Genomic DNA, 17,233 nt, shown 5'->3' with positions numbered 1-17,233 from the left:
CCCGGCCTGCCTGTCCCACCCGGCCTGCCTGTCCCACCCGGTTTGCCCACCCCGCCCGGTTGCCCATCTGGCCCGCCCAGCTCATGCCCACCCGCGCCCCACCCGCTCGCGCCCCACCAACCCGCGCCCCACCAACCCGCGCCTAGGCCAGTGCGTCAGCGTGTCGGGATGGCGGAGTTCGGGTCGCCCCGCCGGAACCTCACCGGGGTGGCGGCGCTGTTGTCGAGCGCACCACCAGGGACGGGCGCAGCAGTTGCCGCACCGGTTCCACCCGGCCGCCTGCCGCCCGTTCCAGCAGTGCCAGCGCCGCCAGCCTGCCCAGCTCGTTGCGCGGCTGGTCCACCGTCGTCAGCGAGACGTGTCGCAGCGCCGCCAGCGAGGTGTTGTCGTAGCCCACCACGGACACGTCGCGCGGCACCCGCAGTCCGGCCTCCTCCAGTGCGGAGATCGCGCCCACGGCGTTGGCGTCGTTGCACGCCACCAGCGCCGTCGGCACCCTGCCGCGCGCCAGCAGCTCCCGCACCGCCGCCGCCCCCGCCGCGTCGGTGTACTCGCTGCCCACCACCAGTGGCGCCAGCCCGTGCGCGGCCACGCCCGCCAGGTACCCGCGCCTGCGCGGCCCGGCCTGCGCCCCCCGACCGCCGTCCAGGTGCGCGATCTCCCGGTGCCCCAACGACACCAGGTGGTCCACGGCCAACCCGATGCCGAGCACCCCGTCGTCGTTCACGGTGTCCACCGCGGCCAACCGCGACGAGCGGGCCACCAGCACCACCGGCGTCTGCGCCGCCGCGCCCGCGATCGTCGCGGACGGCACCACCGGCGACAGCAGCGCGAGCCCGGCGGGCCGGAACGACAGCAGGCTCTGCACCGCCCCGCGCTCGCGCGCGGGCGACCGCCCGCCGGTGTTCATGATCAGGTCGAACCCGCGCTCCCGCGCCACCGCGTCGATCCCGTCGACCACCTCGGCGAAGAACGCGTTGTGCAGGTCCGACACCATCACGCCCAGCACCCGCGAGGTCCGGCTGGCCAGCGACCTGGCCATCGCGTGCGGCGAGTACCCCAGCTCCCGCGCCGCCACCAGCACCGCCGACCGCCGCACCTCGCTCACCCTCGGTGACCCCCGCATGACCAGCGACACGAGCGCCCTGGACACGCCCGCGCGCCGCGCGACGTCCTCCATCGTCGGTCTGGACACCCCGAACCCCCATCACCGGAACGCCTGCCCGCAGCCCGACCCTTGACACCGGTGTGACGCACGTTACAGCATGGGGGCGCTTCGAGAAGTAGAGCGCTCCAACGGAAGACCCCTCCCACCAGGACGGAGACCTTCGTCATGCGCATCGGAGTAGCCGGAGCGGGCCGGATCGGCTCGATGCACGCCACGAACCTGGCCTCGCTGGAGCAGGTCGACCACGTGCTCCTGCACGACCCGCTGCCCGGCCGCGCCGCCGCCGTGGCCGCGGGTCTGCCGCGCACCACCGCCGTCGACAGCTTCCCCGACCTGCTCACCGCCTGTGACGGAGTCCTGCTCGCCACCCCCACCAGCACCCACCCCGACCTGCTCCGCGCGACCACCGCCGCGGGCGTCCCCGCGCTGTGCGAGAAGCCCATCGCCGCCGGGGAGGCGCAGATGCGCGCGCTCGTCGCGGACGTCGAGGCCACCGGCGCCGAGGTCGTCGTCGGCTTCCAGCGCCGCTTCGACCCGGCCACCGCCGAGCTGCACCGCCGCCTGCGCGCGGGCGAGGTCGGCCGCGTCTACCTGGTCCGCGCCCTCGGCAACGACGCCGTCCCACCCGACCCCGGCTACCTGCCCGCGTCCGGCGGCCTGTTCCGCGACCTGCTCATCCACGACCTGGACGCCGTGCCGTGGCTGGTCGGCGAACCCGTCACCGAGGTCTACGCCGCGGGCTCGGTGCTGGTGGACGAGGTGTTCGCCGCCGCCGACGACGTGGACAACGCCGTCGCGCTGCTCACGTTCGCGGGCGGCGCCCACGCCCTGCTCGCGGGCGGCAGGCACGACCCGGCGGGCTACGACCACCGCATCGAGGTGTTCGGCAGCCGCGACTGCCTGGCCGTCGGCCTGGACGAGCGCACCCCGCTGACCTCCCTCGAACCCGGCGGACGCGCCCCCGACGACCCGTACCCCGGCTTCCCCGAGCGGTTCCGCCGCGCCTACCTCGCCGAGGTCGCCACCTTCGTCGACGTGGTCGCGGGCCGCGCCGCCAACCCGTCACCGCCAGGGGACAGCCTGGTCAGCCTGCGCCTGGCCGAGGCGTGCGAGCTCTCCCGCCGCACCGGCGCGCCCGTGCGCCTCGCCGAGGAACCGGTCGGCGCGAGGAGCGCGCGGTGAGGCTCGCCGGGGCGCCGATCACCTGGGGCGTGTGCGAGGTCCCCGGCTGGGGAGAGGTCCTGCCGCCCGCCACCGTGCTCGCCGACATGGCCGCGCTCGGCCTGACCGCCACCGAGCTCGGCCCGCCCGGCTACCTGCCCGCCGACCCCGACGAGCTGCACGACCTGCTCGCCGCGCACGACCTCGCCCTCGTCGGCGGCTTCCTCGCCACGCCGCTGCACGAGCCCGGCGCGGTCGCCGAGGCCGAGCGGGCCGCCGAGCGCCTGGCCCGCGCGGGTGGCGACGTCCTCGTCCTGGCCGCCGCCACCGGCCTGGACGGCTACGACGCCCGCCCCGAGCTGACCCCGGCCCAGTGGACCGCGGTGCTGCGCGCCGCCGAGGCCGCCCGCGACGCCGCCGCCGCGCACGGCGTGCGGACCGCCCTGCACCCGCACGTCGGCACGCACGTCGAGCGCGCCACCGAGGTCGGCCGCCTGCTCGCCGAGTCCGACGTGCCGCTGTGCCTGGACACCGGCCACCTGCTGATCGGCGGCGCGGACCCGCTCGAACTCGCCTCCCGGCACCCCGACCGGATCGCTCACGTGCACCTCAAGGACGTGCGCGCCGACCTGGCCGCCGAGGTCCGCGAGGGCCGCACCGGCTACGCCGCCGCCGTCCGGCGCGGCCTGTACCCGCCGCTGGGCGAGGGCGACCTGGACGTGCCCGCCGTCCTCACCGCGCTGCGGATCAACGGCTACGGCGGTTGGCTGGTGCTGGAGCAGGACACCGCGCTCGACGCGGGCGCGACCTCGGCGGGCCCGGTCGGGGACACTGCACGGGGCCTGGCGTTCCTGCACCCCCACCTCGGCTGACCCCCCGCGCCGGGCCGGGTCCCCGCCGGGGACCTGTCCCCACCACGCCAGGAGAGACGACGATGACCCCCGTTCCGCGCAGCAGCACCCGCGCCCACCGCCCACCCGGCCGGTGGTGGCGGGGCGCGGCGCTCCTGACCCTGCTCGCCGCGTGCACCGGCCCCACCGCGGAGGACCCCCGCCCCACCGGCGCGCTCGCCGAGACCGGCGGTCCGCTGCGGATCGCCGTCATCACCCACGGCACGGCGGGCGACGCCTTCTGGAACGTGGTCAAGAACGGCGCCACCGACGCGGGCGAGCAGCTCGGCGCCGCCGTCGACTACAACTCCGACGGCGACCCAGGCAAGCAGGCCACCCTCGTGGACAACGCGGTCGCGCAGGGCGTCGGCGGCATCGTCGTGTCGATGGCCAACCCGGACGCGCTGCGCCCCGCCGTCGAGGGCGCCGTCCGCGCGGGCATCCCGGTGGTCACCATCAACTCCGGCGGGGCCCGCAGCGCCGAGTTCGGCGCGATCGCCCACGTCGGACAGGAGGAGGACCTCGCCGGTGAGGAGGCGGGCAGGCGCCTGAGGGCGGAGGGCAGGTCCAAGCTGCTCTGCGTGATCCACGAGGCGGGCAACACCGGCCTCAACCAGCGCTGCGACGGCGCCCGCGCGGGCTTCGGCGGCGAGACCGCCACGCTCCAGGTCGACATCAACAACCCGACCGACGCGGAGGCCCGGATCACCGGCGCGCTGCGCGCCGACCCGTCGGTGGACGCCGTGCTGGCGCTCAACTCCCAGGTCGCCGCGACCGCCGTCACCGCGGGCAAGTCGGCCGGGTCGAAGGCCGCGATCGTCACGTTCGACCTCAACACCGACGTCACCGACGCGATCAAGGCCGGGGACGTGCTGTTCGCCGTCGACCAGCAGCAGTACGAGCAGGGCTACCTCCCGGTCGTGCTGATCAAGCTCTACCGGGACAACGCCAACACCGTCGGCGGCGGCAAGCCCGTCCTCACCGGACCGGGCATCGTGGACCGCTCCACGGTGGACCGGGTCGCCGAGTACGCCGAGCGCGGGACCAGGTGACCCCAGTGACCACCACCAAGCCCCTGCCCGCCGACCCGCTCGCGGGCCGCGCCGTGGACCGCCTCGTCCGCCGCCCCGAGGTCGGCGCCCTGCTCGGCGCGCTCCTCGTGTTCGCCTTCTTCTCCCTGGCCACCGAGCGCTTCCTCAGCCCGGCGGGCGTCGCCACCTGGCTCGACGACGCCTCCACCCTCGGCATCGCCGCCGTCGCCGTCGCCCTGCTGATGATCGGCGGCGAGTTCGACCTGTCGGCGGGCGTCATGACCGCGTCCACCGCGCTGGTCACCGCCGTCCTGGCCACCCGCCTCGGCTGGAACACCTGGCTGGCCCTGCTGGTGTCGCTGCTCTTCGCCCTCGCGGTCGGCGCCCTCAACGGCTGGCTCGTCGTGCGCACCGGCCTGCCCAGCTTCATCGTCACCCTCGGCGCGTTCCTCGCCCTGCAGGGCCTCAACCTCGGCGTCACCCGCCTGGTCACCGGCACCGTCCAGGTGTCCGGGATGCGCTCCGCCGACGGCTACGCCTCCGCCGGGTACTTCTTCGCCTCCACCATCGACGTCGGCGGCACCGCCTTCCGCGTCTCGGTCCTGTGGTGGCTCGGGGTGACCGCGCTCGCCGCCGTCGTGCTGCTGCGCACCCGCTTCGGCAACTGGGTCTTCGCCGTCGGCGGCAACGCCACCGCCGCCCGCGCGGTCGGCGTCCCGGTGCGGCGCACCAAGATCCTGCTGTTCATGACCACCGCCGCAGCCGCCTGGCTGGTCGGCAGCATCAACATCCTGCGGTTCACCAGCGTCCAGGCCAACCAGGGCATCGGGCTGGAGTTCCAGTTCATCATCGCGGCCGTCATCGGCGGCTGCCTGCTCACCGGCGGCTTCGGCTCCGCGATCGGCGCCGCCATCGGCGCGCTCATCTTCGGCATGGCCCGCCAGGGCATCGTCTACGCCAACTGGAACAGCGACTGGTTCCAGCTGTTCCTCGGCGCGATGCTGCTGGCCGCCGTGCTGGTCAACAACGCGCTGCGGCGCAGGGCGGAGAGGGTGCGGCGGTGACGGCGCTCATCGAGGTCGACGGCATCGGCAAGACCTACGGCAGCGTGGACGCGCTGCACGACGTGTCCGCGACCGTCGAGGCCGGGAGCGTGACCTGCGTCCTCGGCGACAACGGCGCGGGCAAGTCCACCCTGATCAAGATCCTGTCCGGGGTGCACCGGCACGACCGGGGCCGCTTCCTGGTCGACGGGACCGAGGTGCGCTTCTCCTCCCCGCGCGACGCGCTCGACCACGGCATCGCCACCGTCCACCAGGACCTCGCGGTGGTGCCGCTGATGAGCGTGTGGCGCAACTTCGTCCTCGGCTCCGAGCCGCGCAGGGGCCCGTTCCTGGACCGCCGCGCCGCCCGCGAGACCACCAGGGAGGCGCTGGCGGAGCTGGGGATCGAGCTGCGCGACGTCGAGCAGCCGGTCGGCACCCTGTCCGGCGGCGAGCGCCAGTGCGTGGCCATCGCGCGGGCGGTGCACTTCGGCGCCCGCGTGCTCATCCTGGACGAGCCCACCGCCGCCCTCGGCGTCAAGCAGGCCGGACTCGTGCTGCGGCACGTCGCCCGCGCCCGCGACCGGGGCCTCGGCGTCGTCCTGATCACCCACAACCCGCACCACGCGCACCCGGTCGGCGACCGGTTCCTGCTGCTCCAGCGGGGGCGCGCGGTCGGCTGGCACGACAAGTCGGAGATCAGCCTGGCCCAGCTGACCGAGCGCATGGCGGGCGGCGCGGAGCTGGCCGAGCTGGAGCACGAGCTGCGCGGGACCGACCGGTGAGCGCCGCCGGGGGACTTCCCGAGGTGCTGACCGTGGGTCGGGTCGGCGTCGACCTGTACCCGGAGCAGAGCGGCGTGCCGCTGGCCGAGGTGCGCACCTTCGCGAAGTCCCTCGGCGGCACCGCCACCAACGTCGCCGTCGCCGCCGCCCGCCTGGGGCGTTCGGCCGCCGTGCTGACCAAGGTCGGCGCGGACGGCTTCGGCGGCTACGTGCGGACGGCCCTGCGCGGCTTCGGCGTCAGCGCCGACCACGTCGGCACCGCCCCCGACCTGCGCACCCCCGTGGTGTTCTGCGCGCTCGACCCGCCGGACGACCCGCCGCTGCTGTTCTACCGCCAGCCCACCGCCCCCGACCTGACCCTCGAGCCCGCCGACGTGCCGTGGGACCTGGTCGCGCGGGTGCCGCTGCTGTGGGTCACCGGCACCGGCGTGTGCGCCGAACCGGCCCGCTCCACCCAGCGCGCCCTGCTGGAGCACCGGGCCCGCCGCGCGCACACCGTCCTGGACCTGGACCACCGGCCCGCGTTCTGGGACGGCGCCGAGCGGGCCGGGCGCGAGATCGGCTGGATGCTCGACCACGTCACGGTCGCCGTCGGCAACCGCGCCGAGGCGGAGATCGCCGTGGGCGCCGCCGACCCGGACGAGGCGGCGCGGCGGATGCTCGCGCGCGGTGTCGGACTAGCCGTGGTCAAGCTGGGCGCGGACGGCGCGCTGGTCGCCACCCGCGACGGGACCTGGACCGCCCCGCCCTGCCCGGTGGACGTGGTGTGCGGGCTGGGCGCGGGCGACGCGTTCGGCGGCGCGCTCGCCCACGGCCTGCTCGCCGGGTGGCCGCCGGAGCGCGCCGCCCGCTACGCGAACGCGGCGGGCGCCCTGGTCGCCACCCGCCTGGCCTGCGCCGACGCCATGCCCACCCCGGACGAGATCGAACCGCTGCTGGGCCAGGACCCCGAGCACCCCCGGAGCTGAACCACCCGAGAGGCAGAACCCGCAGAGGCCAGAACCCGCAGAGGCCAGAACCCGCAGAGGGAAGGAAGCCCCCGTGTCCGACCTCCACCGCCCCCTGGGCACCCTCACCGCCGCGGGCGACCCCGTCGTCCTCACCCCCGCCGACGCGGGCTGGGACCGCGTCGGCCTGCGCGTGCTCGCCCTGGCCCCCGGCGAGACCCGCCTGCTGGAGACCGGCGACCACGAGGCGTTCCTGCTCCCCCTGTCCGGCGGCTGCACCGTCGACGTCGACGGCGAGCGCCTCACCCTGCGCGGGCGCGAGAGCGTCTTCACCGGCGTCACCGACTTCGCCTACCTGCCCAGGGACGCCACCGCCGAGATCCGCGCCGACCGCGCGACCGAGCTGGCGGTCCCGCTGGCCCGCTGCGAGCGCCGCCTCACCCCCGCCTACGGCCCCGCCGACCGGGTGCCCGTCGAGACCAGGGGCGCGGGCCCGGCCACCCGCCAGGTCACCAACTTCGGCGTCCCCGGCGCCTGGGACCACGCGGACCGCCTGATGGCCTGCGAGCTGATCACCCCGGACGGCAACTGGTCCTCCTACCCGCCGCACAAGCACGACCGCACCTGCCCGGTGCCCAACGAGGAGCTCTACTACTTCCGCGTCGCGGGCCGCGACGGCGTCACCCCGTCCCGCGAGGGCTTCGCGCTGCACCGCACCTACACCGCCGAGGGCGCCGAGCACGACGTCCCGGTGCGCGACGGCGACGTGTTCCTGATCCCCGAGGGCTACCACGGCCCGTGCGCGGCGGCCCCCGGCTACCCGCTCTACTACCTGAACGTCCTGGCCGGACCGGGCCCGCGCGCCATGGACTTCCACGACGACCCGGCCCACGCCTGGGTCCGCGACACCTGGGTCGGCAGGCCGCCCGACCCGCGCGTGCCGGTCACCGGCGCCCAGGGGCGGACCCGATGAGGCTCACCACCGCGCAAGCCCTGGTCCGCTGGCTGCTCGCCCAGCGCACCGAGCTGCTCGACGGGACCGGGGCCCCGCTGTTCCCCGGCGTCTTCGCGATCCTCGGCCACGGCAACGCGCTCGGGCTGGGCACCGCGCTGGAGGAGGTCCGCGACCGCCTGCCGGTGTGGCGCGGGCACACCGAGCAGGGCATGGCGCTGGCCGCCACCGCGATCGCCAGGGCGACCCACCGCCGCCAGGTCGGCGTGGTCACCACCTCCCTCGGCCCCGGCGCGCTCAACGCCGTCACGGCGGCGGGCGTGGCCCACGCCAACCGCCTCCCGCTGCTGCTGCTCCCCGGCGACACCTTCACCGGCCGCGCCCCCGACCCGGTGCTCCAGCAGGTCGAGCACTTCCACGACCCGACCACCACGGCGAACGACGCCTTCCGCCCGGTCGCCCGCTACTTCGACCGGATCACCCGCCCCGAGCAGCTGATCGCCACCCTGCCGCAGCTCGCCCGCGCGCTGACCGACCCGGCCGACTGCGGCCCCGCCGTCCTGGCGCTGCCGCAGGACGCGCAGGTCGAGGAGCACGACTTCCCCGACCCGCTGTTCGAGCCGGTCCTGCACCGCCCGCTCCGGCCGCGCCCCGACCGCGCCGAGCTGGCCTCGGCGGCCGAGGCGCTGTCCCGGTCCACCCGCCCGCTGCTGGTGCTGGGCGGGGGCGTCCGCTACTCCGGCGCGGCGGCCGAGGCGCTCGCCCTCGCGGAGCGCCACGGCGTCCCGGTCACCGAGACCACGGCGGGCCGCACCCTCGTCCCGCACGACCACCCGCTGCACGCGGGCCCGCTGGGCATCACCGGGTCGGCGTCCGCGAACCGGCTGGCCGCCGACGCCGACGCCGTCCTCGCGGTCGGCACCCGCCTGCAGGACTTCACCACCGCCTCCTGGACGGCCTTCGCCCCCGCGGCGGCGCTGGTCAACGTCAACACCGCCCGCTTCGACGCGGTCAAGCACGGCGCGACCGCCGTCACCGGGGACGCCCTGGAGGCCCTGCGCGAGCTGGGCGGCGCGCTGGCGGGCTGGCGCGCGGACCCCGCGTGGACCACGAGGGCGCGCGCCGAGCGCGAGGTGTGGGACGCCCGCGTCACCGCCCTGCGCGCCCCGAGTCCGGGCCTGCCCACGTACGCGCAGGTCGTGGGCGTGGTCAACGACCTGTCCGAGGACGGCGACTACGCGCTGACCGCGTCCGGCGGGCTGCCGGGCGAGCTGGTCGGCGGCTGGCGGGCGCGCGGCGGCGAGCCGGAGCTGGACGTCGAGTACGGCTTCTCCTGCATGGGCTACGAGCTGGCGGGCGCGTGGGGCGCGGCGATCGCGCGGGAGCGGGGCGTGGTGACCGCCCTGCTGGGCGACGGCTCGTACCTGATGCTGAACTCCGACCTGTTCTCCGCCGCGTTCGCCGGGCACGGGTTCGTGGCGGTGGTGTGCGACAACGGCGGCTACGCGGTGATCGACCGCCTCCAGCGCGACCAGGGCGCGCGGCCGTTCCACAACCTGTACGCGGACGTCCGCACCGGCCACGCCGACCCGCCGTCGGTCGACTTCGCGGCCCACGCCGCCGCGCTGGGCTGCTCGGTCCACCCCGCGCCGGACCTGGCCGCGCTGCCGAACGCCTACCGCGAGGCGAGGAGGGCGGCGGTGTCCGGGAAGCGGCCCGCCGCGGTGGTGATCCGCACCGACCCGTCGTCGTGGACGCAGTCGGACGCGTGGTGGGAGGTCGGCGTGCCCAGGTCGCTGGCGGGCCACCGGGACCACGCCGAGGGCAAGCGCCGCCAGGTCAGGCACCTGGGGCGGAGGCGCCGGTAGGGCTCGTTCACCGGTAGGGCCGGTTCACCGCGGGGGCCGGGTCACCGGTAGGGCGAGGCCTGCGCGAGCTTGACGCTCCCGCGCAGCACCGAGGGCGGCACGACCCCGTCCTGCCCGCTCCACCGGGGCAGCGAGGGGCTCACCTCGGCCAGCGCCCGACGCAGCCCTGTGGCGGCCTCGGGCCGACCGAGCAGCACCTCGTGCAGCGAGTCCCGCCACTCGGCCGTGAACGCGGCGCGCGCGGGCTCCCGCCGCACCGCGTGCTGCGACACCAGCGCCCGCCGCCCCTTCTCCAGCCGCAACCGGGGCACACCGGGCCGCACCGGGTCGACCGCCTCCGCGACCCCGTCCCGCAGCGCGGGCCACAGCGGGGTGTCGGTCGCCCTGGCGAGCGCGCTCGCCACGGCCCCGGCCAGCATCAGCAGCGCCTCCGGCAAGGTCGTGCGTCCTCTCATCAGGCGGGGCGGGAAGACAGGGGGCGGGCCCCGGAGGCGAAACCCCCTGGGGCGGACCCGGTGTCGGCGAGCGCGAGCACCCGACCAGGTCCGGCGCGCCCCACGGGTACCCGCTCCACCACCGTTCGACGCCACCCGCCGGATGTGACGATGATCCACTTTGGCGGGTTCCCGGACCGCTGCTCCCGGACCAGGGCTCCCGGACCTGAGCTCTCGCCACGGGACACTCTGGCCCACCGGCCTCGCCCGCACCCCGCACCAGTGCGGTCGGGGCTCAGATCCCCGCGTAGGTCCGCAGCTCGTCCAGGTCCGGGATCAGCACGTCCCGGCGCAGGTGGCTGACCACGACCCCGGCCTTGCGCAGATCGCTGAAGGCCTTCTCGGCGGTCCTCGGCTTCATCCCGGCGATGGAAGCGAGTTCCACCTTCGTCAGCGGAATTCCGAGCGTCCAGCCGTGCACTTCCTCGCGGCCATAAGTCTCGATCAATTCCACCAGAACGCGTGCGACGCGTTCCGCCGCGGGGTGCGAGAGGAAATCGCGTCGCCGCTGGTTGGCAGTTCGCAACCGGTCGTTGATCATTCCGATCAATTCCACGAACACGTCGTTCCTGCGGTGCAGGAAGCCCATCAGCTCGACGCTCGTGATGAGTTTCGCGACCACGTCCCCGCAGGTGACCACGGTCGCCGAGCGCGGTTTCTGGTCGAGGGCCGCCATCTCGCCCACCAGGTCGCCCGCGACCCTGATCGCGAGCAGCGCGGTGTCACCGGTCTCGTCGGTGGTCTGCACCTTCACGACGCCCTCGAGCAGCAGCAGGACGTGGGTGTCCTTCGCGTCCTGCTCGATGACCTCCCGGTCGGCGGCGTAGCGGACCACGGTGCCGACCGCGAGCAGCTCCTGTCTGGTGTTCTCGCGGAGCCTGCTCAGCAGGCTGTTGCTGGGCCACACTTGTTCCTGGGGCGCGGTGCTCGGCATGGGCAGCATGTGGGTCCTGTTACTGTCGTGACCGGCGGAACTCAATTGGGTCGACCCGGTGCGGTCGGCAAGTGATGGTCTCCCCTAACGTGCTGCGGACAGTACACCCGATTGGGGGGTAAGTGCGCTGAGCCAGTTCGGCGTTTTGCCCATCGGGAGCCTCCGGAAGATCGCACGCGAATACGTTCGCAATGCCCAATCAAATGGAATCGCCCTGCTCCCGCGCGTCGCCATCGGCGCGCCGACCGGTGAAGACCTGTCCGATCCGGGACCTTGGACCTGTTGAGATGTCCGAAGGACCTGAACCGGCCCGCTCGGCGGGTCGCGAACCCCGTGGTCGGGCCGCCGGACCGCCCGCCCGTCCGCCGCGCCCTCGGGGCGGCACGCGGGGCACGTGAAAGGTTCTCGGGTCTGCCCGGCCACAGCCTGCCCGCTCCGACTCGACTTGCCAACCCCGGTCCCGAACCCGCCCGCCTCCGGCCCCGCAGTCCCCACCCGGCGGCGCGAGCGCCACGACCCCCGGTGCGGTGCTCCCGGCCCACCTCGCAGCGGTCCCGCCAGCCCCGGACAGCACAAAATCCGCCCGCGTCCCCGGCCGTGCTCCGAAGTGGAGCGCAACGCGGGTCAAGCGGGCGGTGCGGTGTGAACCCGGACGCTCCAGGCCACGGCCGCCTGCTCTCCGGACGCCGCTCACCCACCACCCGCGCCGGGGCGCGGGACGGGGAGGAGTGGTCAACCGGATCGCCGAAGAGCACCGGGACGGGAGGCTTCCCGCCGGTGCTGCGGCCGACCTGGCGCCGCCGGGGACGGGAGTCGTGCCACGAACTCCGCACGGCTCCGCGTCGCGCGGGTCCGTCCGGGGATGTGGTCGACTCCGCCTCGGCAGCGCGCCAGGGCGATGTCAGTGTCAAAGATCGGGCTGCCGGTGGTGCCGGCAGCCCGATCTCTGCATGGGTGTGATTGCGTCAGCGACGGTAGTCGTCGTAATCGTCGTCCGACGAGTCGTCGACGCGATCATCGCTTCGTCGACCGATGTCGGAATCGCCGGACAACTCGCGTTGCAAGGCGTCAAAGTCGGTGTTGTGAGAGCTGTACTTCAGCTCCCTCGCCACCTTCGTCTGCTTGGCCTTCGCTCGGCCGCGCCCCATGGCTCGACCCCCTCGCACAGGGACGGGGGCGGCCGGGGGAACGGCGGCCCCACTCGTCTCGACAACTAGTTCCTGGTAACTACCGTACCGTGTCGATGGGGTTGCCCGCGACGCGGTAGGCGTGACACGTGCCGCCAAATCTCACCGTGGGAGGATGCGGGGGTGCCTCGACCGTTCGTCGCCTACCTCAGGGTGTACGAACCGCTGTCGTCCCTTGACGCACCGTTGGCGGACCGGGTGCGAAAAGCCCTGGAAGAGGGCCCGCTGACCCGTGCGGAGGCGGGGGAGCGGGAACGTCACCTGTGGTTGCGATCACAGTTGGGCGGGCGCCCGCGCCTGCTCCCCGGAGAACGCCCCGACGGGGGACCCTCGCCCGACGCCCCCTTCGACGTGATGGCGCTCGACCCGGCCGACGTCCCCGGCGAGGTCGGCGACGGCCCGCTGGTCTGCCCGCTGGACCTCCGCGCCCGCTCGGCCGCCGCCCTCGTGGGCTTCCTGGCCACCTCCTGGGGCCCGCTCCAGGACGAGGCGCTGCCCGCGAGCCCCGACGCGGTCCGGGCTCGGGCGGGCTCGGTCATGGCGGAGCTGACCGGGGGCGCGGTCCACGTCATCTCCACCACCTGGACGGTCCCGCTGCCCTGGTTCGCGCTGGTCGACCCGGAGGCCAGGCGGCTCGTCCTGGCCACCAGGGACGCGCCGGAGCGCGAGGTGTCCTGGCGGGCGTCCATGACGGACGCGCGCGAGCGGGTCGCGCGGGCGCTGCGCGTGGTCCGGGACTCGATCGGCGAGGAGGGCCCGGCGAAGGTGCTCGCCGACACCGGCCGCTGGCTGGAGCACTTCGACGCGGGCTCGGCCGTCGAGCTGGACTACGGCGGCCTCGTGCAGCTCGTCGACGACCAGGACCTGACCGACGACACCTCGGCGCAGGACGTCAACGCCATCGTGGACGCCCTGGAGGAGGGGGACGCGGAGGAGGTCGCGCTGCGCTACGAGGTGCTGCGCGAGTTCTGGGGCGAACTGGCCCGGCGCGAGCGGCACGGCTGACCCCGGCGGCTCCGGCCGCCCTGGATCGGGCCACCGCCCCCCGATCGGGCGATCTCGCCAGAACCACCCCGTCGAGACCACCCCGTCGGGCGGCCCCAACGCCTTCCGGGGCGTCCGCTCGCCCGCAGAGCGCTGCCGGGGGCGTCCCGCCCCGCTGCCGCCAGGCCCCGGCTGCTGCCACCCGACCGCCGCCCGGCCGCCGCCAGGCCCCGGCCCAGCCCGGCCCAGCCCACGGTCGCCCACCGCTGCCCGCCCCCTGGGCCTCAGATCCCCCCGGCCTCGGCTCACCCCGCCGAACCGGCCACCGGTCCCTCGGTCAGCTTCCCGCGCGCCAGCACCACCCTGGCCGCCGCCGCGCACACCCCCGCCAGCACCAGCGCCCACGTCCACCCCAGCGCCACCGCCACCCACCCCGCGAGCGCGGGCGTCACCGTCGCGGTCAGGTAGTTGGCGCTGTTCTGCATCCCCAGCGCGGTCCCGCCGCGCCCCGGCGGGGCCAGCTCGCCCGCCGCCGTCACCGCCAGCCCGTTCCACGACATCGCCAGCGCCGCGGTCGGCAGCAGGGCCGCGCACACCAGCCACCGGGGCGCCGAGTCCAGCAGCGCCGCGCACCCGGCGAACCCGACCGCGACCGCTGCCCCGATCGACCGCAGCGGCCCCAACCTGCCGCCCGCCCGGTCCGACCAGATCCCCGCCGCGAGCCGCCCGGCCCCGCCGAGCACCTGGGCCACCGCGAACAGCGCCGCCGCCGTCGCCGCCGCGATCCCGAGGTGGCCGTGCAGCAGCTCCACCAGCAGCGCGCCCGCCGTGAACTGCGGCACCACCAGCAGCCCCGACGCCAGGCTCAGCCGCAGCAGCCGCCGGTCCGCCAGCACCAGGCCCTGCCCGCCGCGCGCGACCCGCACCACCCCCGGCGGCTCCCGCACCCACACCGCGACGGCGACCGCCACCAGCGCCGTCGCGCCCGCCAGCGCCAGGAACGCCACCGGCACCCCGGACCCGACCGCCACGGCGGGCAGCAGCCCCGCCGTGACCGCCGCGCCCAGCGGGACGGCGGTCTGCCGCACCCCCATCGCCAGCCCGCGCCGCTCCCTCGGGAACCAGGTCAGCACCGCCCGGCCGCTGGCCGCGTTCACGCTCGCCCCGAACAGCCCGGCCCCGAACAGCGCCACCCCGGCGAGCACCGCCCCCGAGGGCGCCACCAGCGCCAGGCACGCCGCGGCCCCGAACCCGCCGACCGCCATCACCAGCCGCTCGCCGCGCCGGTCCGCGACCGCGCCCCACGGCACCAGCGCCAGCACCGTGCCCAGGTTCGCCGCGCCGAGCAGCAGCCCGACCTGCGGCAGCGACAGCCCGAAGTGCTCGCGCAGGTACGGGCTGATCGACGGCAGCCCCAGGAACACCGCCGCGTTGGTCCCCTGCGCGAGCGCGCCGACCAGCAGCACCACCCAGCGGTAGCTCATCGGCGACCACCACCCCGGCGGGCGCGGGCGGACGGGGGCGGCTGGAGGCGGGCGCGGCTGATCACGCCCCCGACGCTAAGCCCGGTTGCTCAAGATGCGGGAGTGTGATCCCACCTGTTAGAACGTCGAACGACGTTCCCGCAGGTCGCGGCTACTCGCCGGGACGCTTTCCGTGCAGTCCGCGCTCCACCGCGAGCAGCTCGTCCACCGACGCCGTGCCGCTCCGGTACCGCCCGCCGATCTCGTCGTTCAGCCGGTCCACCACGCCCTGCACCTCGCGCCGTCGCGCCGACACCGACGCCTCCTCGGCGACGAACGTCCGCAGCGCCAGGTCCAGCTTCTCGTCGTCCAGCGCGCTCACGTCCGACAGGTCCACGTCGGACACCAGCGCCTCCACGTGCCGCTGGTGCGCGTCGGCCCGCGACGGCTCCTGCGCCTGGTAGCGGCCCAGCCCGGTCGCGGGCCCCACGGCGTTGGACGACAGGATCGCGGCCAGCCGGTCCACCACCGCCGACCCGCCCGTGCTGCGCCGCTGCTGCTCGGCCCGCACCATGTCGATCCGGGCGTGCAGCAACCGCCGCAGGTACGACAGGTCCGTCTCCTCCTGCGCGGCCTCGTCGCGCTTCGCGCGCACCTCGGCGAGCGGGAGCCGCTCGACACCCTCGGTGTAGTCGGGGGCGAGCACCCGGTCGATGCGGCGGCGCCCTCCGGGGCGCACCTCGATCACGTACTCATCCTGGGGTAGTCCGTGCTTGCCCGCCAACACAAACCTGCTTCCAAAGTTGTCTCAAACCCGTACCGGTGCGCGCCGACCGAGCAACTCGCGCGCCTGCGCGCCCGACAGCGGCGGGCGCTGGGCGATCCGGGCGACCCCCGCCGCCCGCGCCACCAGCTGGGTGGTGCTCTGCGCCCGCTGCCCCTCGGCGTACTCCGGCGTGTCCGCCAGGCCCACCCGCAGGTGCCCGCCGCACGCCAGCGCCGCCAGCAGCACCGGCAACCCGGCCCGGTCGAGCCCGGTCGCCGAGAACAGCGCCCCCTCCGGCAGCTCCCGCACCAGCGGCACCAGGGTGTCCGCGTCGCCGGGCAGCCCGCCGGGCGCGCCCAGCACCAGCCCCACGTGCACCACCCCGCCCGCCGGGAGCCCGCGCTCGTCCAGCAGCCTGCGCAGCAGCGCGAGCTGCCCCGCGCCGCTCACCGCGTACTCGGGGACGATCCCGCGCTCGCGCATCGCCTCGTGCGCCGCGACCGCGAACTCCCAGCGGTCGCCGCCACCGGGCGCGCCCAGCGCGAGGGACGCCGAGTCCGGCAGCGCGTCCAGCACGCGCAACCGGTCCGCGTCCGAAGCGCCGCCGGGCCCGTCGAGCGACAGCAGCACCGCCAGCGAGGTGCCCTCGCGCAGCGCCGCCACGCACTCGGCGGCCTGACCGGGGTCCAGCGACAGCAGGCCGTCCGATCCCCGGACGTCGACCCGCACCACCGAGGCCCCGACCTGCTCGCACGCCTGCGCGGCGGTCAGCAGCTCACCGGGGGCCACCGGCAGGTGGGGGACGTCGCCGCGCGCGACCCCGGCGGGGGCCGCGATGATCATCGTTCCGCGTGGACCGGGACGGGACATGCCGTGATAGTGGCACATCCCGGCCCCTCACCTGGCGAGCCTGCGCGCCGCCTCGTGCCCGAGGCGCGGGGAGTCGGCGGGCACCGAGTCCGGGTCCACGCTCGCCTGCACCACTCGGTCCTCGTCGCCGACCAGCAGTTCCGCGTCCACCGGCACCGAGCGCTTCACCAGCGCCAGCACCACCGGCCCCAGCTCGTGGTGCAGCGCGACGCTACCCACTCGGCCTACCACCCGGTCCCCGTGCCTGACCGGGTCGCCGGTCTCCGGCTGCACCTCGCGCGTGCCGTCCAGGTGCAGCAGCAGCATCCGCCGGGGCGGGCGGCCGACGTTCTGCACCTTCGCCACCGTCTCCTGCCCCCGGTAGCAGCCCTTGTCCAGGTGCACCGCCGAGCCGATCCAGTTGACCTCGTGCGGGATGGTCCTCTCGTCCGTGTCCACGCCCGGCCTCGGCCGCAGCGACTCCACCCGCAGCGCCGTGAACGCCCAGCTGCCCGCCGCCCGCGCGCCCGCGCCGGTCAGCCGGGACCACCAGTCGGCCAGCTCGCCGCGCGGCACCAGCAGGTCCACCGCGCCCGCGCCCGGCCAGGACACCCGGCGCGCGAACCCGCCGCCCGGCAGCTCGCGGACGCCGTCCGCCCCGTCCGGGACCGGCACGTCCAGCTTCGCCAGCAGCTCCGCCGCGTCCGGCCC

General features: G+C 75.6%; 17 protein-coding genes. 9 read left to right on the top strand and 8 right to left on the bottom strand.

Annotated features, from left to right (window positions below; all coding sequences use genetic code 11):
* Nucleotides 1-199: 199 nt before the first annotated feature.
* On the bottom strand, nt 200-1,195 hold the full coding sequence (locus ACTUAL_RS30175; RefSeq protein ID WP_440902614.1) for a LacI family DNA-binding transcriptional regulator: 996 nt from the start codon (nt 1,193-1,195) through the stop codon (nt 200-202).
* A gap of 138 nt (nt 1,196-1,333) precedes the next feature.
* Here ACTUAL_RS30175 and ACTUAL_RS30170 point away from each other — a divergent pair, with 138 nt between their 5' ends.
* The 8 genes from ACTUAL_RS30170 (at nt 1,334) to iolD (ending at nt 9,845) form a co-directional block, all read left to right on the top strand.
* Complete coding sequence (locus ACTUAL_RS30170; protein ID WP_096497338.1) at nt 1,334-2,350, top strand: Gfo/Idh/MocA family protein; 1,017 nt, start codon at nt 1,334-1,336, stop codon at nt 2,348-2,350.
* A complete protein-coding gene (locus ACTUAL_RS30165; RefSeq protein WP_440902613.1) occupies nt 2,347-3,201 on the top strand; it encodes a TIM barrel protein in 855 nt (284 codons plus the stop codon). Before ACTUAL_RS30170 ends, ACTUAL_RS30165 begins: the two co-directional genes overlap by 4 nt.
* A gap of 62 nt (nt 3,202-3,263) precedes the next feature.
* Nucleotides 3,264-4,271, top strand: a complete 1,008-nt coding sequence (locus ACTUAL_RS30160) for a sugar ABC transporter substrate-binding protein (RefSeq protein WP_096497336.1) — start codon at nt 3,264-3,266, stop codon at nt 4,269-4,271.
* Nucleotides 4,272-4,276: 5 nt separating this feature from the next.
* A complete protein-coding gene (locus ACTUAL_RS30155; protein ID WP_096497335.1) occupies nt 4,277-5,314 on the top strand; it encodes an ABC transporter permease in 1,038 nt (345 codons plus the stop codon).
* Nucleotides 5,311-6,078, top strand: coding sequence for an ATP-binding cassette domain-containing protein (locus tag ACTUAL_RS30150; protein ID WP_440902612.1), 768 nt, complete (start codon nt 5,311-5,313; stop codon nt 6,076-6,078). Before ACTUAL_RS30155 ends, ACTUAL_RS30150 begins: the two co-directional genes overlap by 4 nt.
* On the top strand, nt 6,075-7,046 hold the full coding sequence (gene iolC / locus ACTUAL_RS30145; RefSeq protein ID WP_440902611.1) for a 5-dehydro-2-deoxygluconokinase: 972 nt from the start codon (nt 6,075-6,077) through the stop codon (nt 7,044-7,046). Before ACTUAL_RS30150 ends, iolC begins: the two co-directional genes overlap by 4 nt.
* Before the next feature lie 73 nt (nt 7,047-7,119).
* Nucleotides 7,120-7,998, top strand: a complete 879-nt coding sequence (gene iolB, locus ACTUAL_RS30140) for a 5-deoxy-glucuronate isomerase (protein ID WP_096497333.1) — start codon at nt 7,120-7,122, stop codon at nt 7,996-7,998.
* Complete coding sequence (iolD, locus tag ACTUAL_RS30135) at nt 7,995-9,845, top strand: 3D-(3,5/4)-trihydroxycyclohexane-1,2-dione acylhydrolase (decyclizing) (RefSeq protein ID WP_440902610.1); 1,851 nt, start codon at nt 7,995-7,997, stop codon at nt 9,843-9,845. Before iolB ends, iolD begins: the two co-directional genes overlap by 4 nt.
* 41 nt (nt 9,846-9,886) lie before the next feature.
* Here iolD and ACTUAL_RS30130 read toward each other — a convergent pair whose 3' ends face one another.
* The 3 genes from ACTUAL_RS30130 to ACTUAL_RS30120 form a co-directional block, all read right to left on the bottom strand.
* Nucleotides 9,887-10,300 carry a hypothetical protein gene (locus tag ACTUAL_RS30130; RefSeq protein WP_440902609.1) on the bottom strand — a complete coding sequence of 138 codons (414 nt, stop codon included), beginning with the start codon at nt 10,298-10,300 and terminating at the stop codon, nt 9,887-9,889.
* Between the two features lie 274 nt (nt 10,301-10,574).
* Nucleotides 10,575-11,282, bottom strand: a complete 708-nt coding sequence (locus ACTUAL_RS30125) for a Crp/Fnr family transcriptional regulator (RefSeq protein ID WP_440902608.1) — start codon at nt 11,280-11,282, stop codon at nt 10,575-10,577.
* A 956-nt stretch (nt 11,283-12,238) separates the two neighbouring features.
* A complete protein-coding gene (locus ACTUAL_RS30120) occupies nt 12,239-12,421 on the bottom strand; it encodes a DUF3073 domain-containing protein (protein WP_015805515.1) in 183 nt (60 codons plus the stop codon).
* A gap of 162 nt (nt 12,422-12,583) precedes the next feature.
* Between ACTUAL_RS30120 and ACTUAL_RS30115 the strand changes: the two genes are divergently transcribed.
* Nucleotides 12,584-13,465 (top strand): hypothetical protein, encoded by an 882-nt coding sequence (locus ACTUAL_RS30115; RefSeq protein WP_440902607.1) that lies wholly within the window; start codon nt 12,584-12,586, stop codon nt 13,463-13,465.
* A gap of 284 nt (nt 13,466-13,749) precedes the next feature.
* Here the strand turns inward: ACTUAL_RS30115 and ACTUAL_RS30110 are convergent, their stop codons facing one another.
* From ACTUAL_RS30110 to ygfZ, 4 genes are all read right to left on the bottom strand, one after another.
* Entirely contained in the window at nt 13,750-14,928 is a 1,179-nt protein-coding gene (locus ACTUAL_RS30110) for an MFS transporter (RefSeq protein WP_440902606.1), read from the bottom strand.
* A 151-nt stretch (nt 14,929-15,079) separates the two neighbouring features.
* A complete protein-coding gene (locus tag ACTUAL_RS30105) occupies nt 15,080-15,655 on the bottom strand; it encodes an RsiG family protein (protein WP_096497328.1) in 576 nt (191 codons plus the stop codon).
* A gap of 60 nt (nt 15,656-15,715) precedes the next feature.
* Entirely contained in the window at nt 15,716-16,516 is an 801-nt protein-coding gene (locus tag ACTUAL_RS30100; protein ID WP_096497327.1) for a 3-keto-5-aminohexanoate cleavage protein, read from the bottom strand.
* 54 nt (nt 16,517-16,570) lie between these two features.
* Nucleotides 16,571-17,233 (bottom strand): CAF17-like 4Fe-4S cluster assembly/insertion protein YgfZ (gene ygfZ / locus ACTUAL_RS30095; protein ID WP_440902605.1); only part of this gene is annotated, 663 nt, incomplete at its 5' end.

The organism is Actinosynnema sp. (assembly GCF_052038725.1).
This window is presented reverse-complemented; position numbering and strand designations above follow the sequence as displayed.

Bases quoted from the DNA above. Each gene is read 5' to 3' on its own strand.
- ACTUAL_RS30170 (WP_096497338.1), top strand. From the start codon at position 1,334: ATGCGCATCGGAGTAGCCGGAGCGGGCCGGATCGGCTCGATGCACGCC.
- ACTUAL_RS30160 (WP_096497336.1), top strand. From the start codon at position 3,264: ATGACCCCCGTTCCGCGCAGCAGCACCCGCGCCCACCGCCCACCCGGC.
- iolD (WP_440902610.1), top strand. From the start codon at position 7,995: ATGAGGCTCACCACCGCGCAAGCCCTGGTCCGCTGGCTGCTCGCCCAG.
- ACTUAL_RS30130 (WP_440902609.1), bottom strand. From the start codon at position 10,300: ATGAGAGGACGCACGACCTTGCCGGAGGCGCTGCTGATGCTGGCCGGG.
- ACTUAL_RS30125 (WP_440902608.1), bottom strand. From the start codon at position 11,282: ATGCTGCCCATGCCGAGCACCGCGCCCCAGGAACAAGTGTGGCCCAGC.
- ACTUAL_RS30120 (WP_015805515.1), bottom strand. From the start codon at position 12,421: ATGGGGCGCGGCCGAGCGAAGGCCAAGCAGACGAAGGTGGCGAGGGAG.
- ACTUAL_RS30110 (WP_440902606.1), bottom strand. From the start codon at position 14,928: ATGAGCTACCGCTGGGTGGTGCTGCTGGTCGGCGCGCTCGCGCAGGGG.
- ACTUAL_RS30100 (WP_096497327.1), bottom strand. From the start codon at position 16,516: ATGATCATCGCGGCCCCCGCCGGGGTCGCGCGCGGCGACGTCCCCCAC.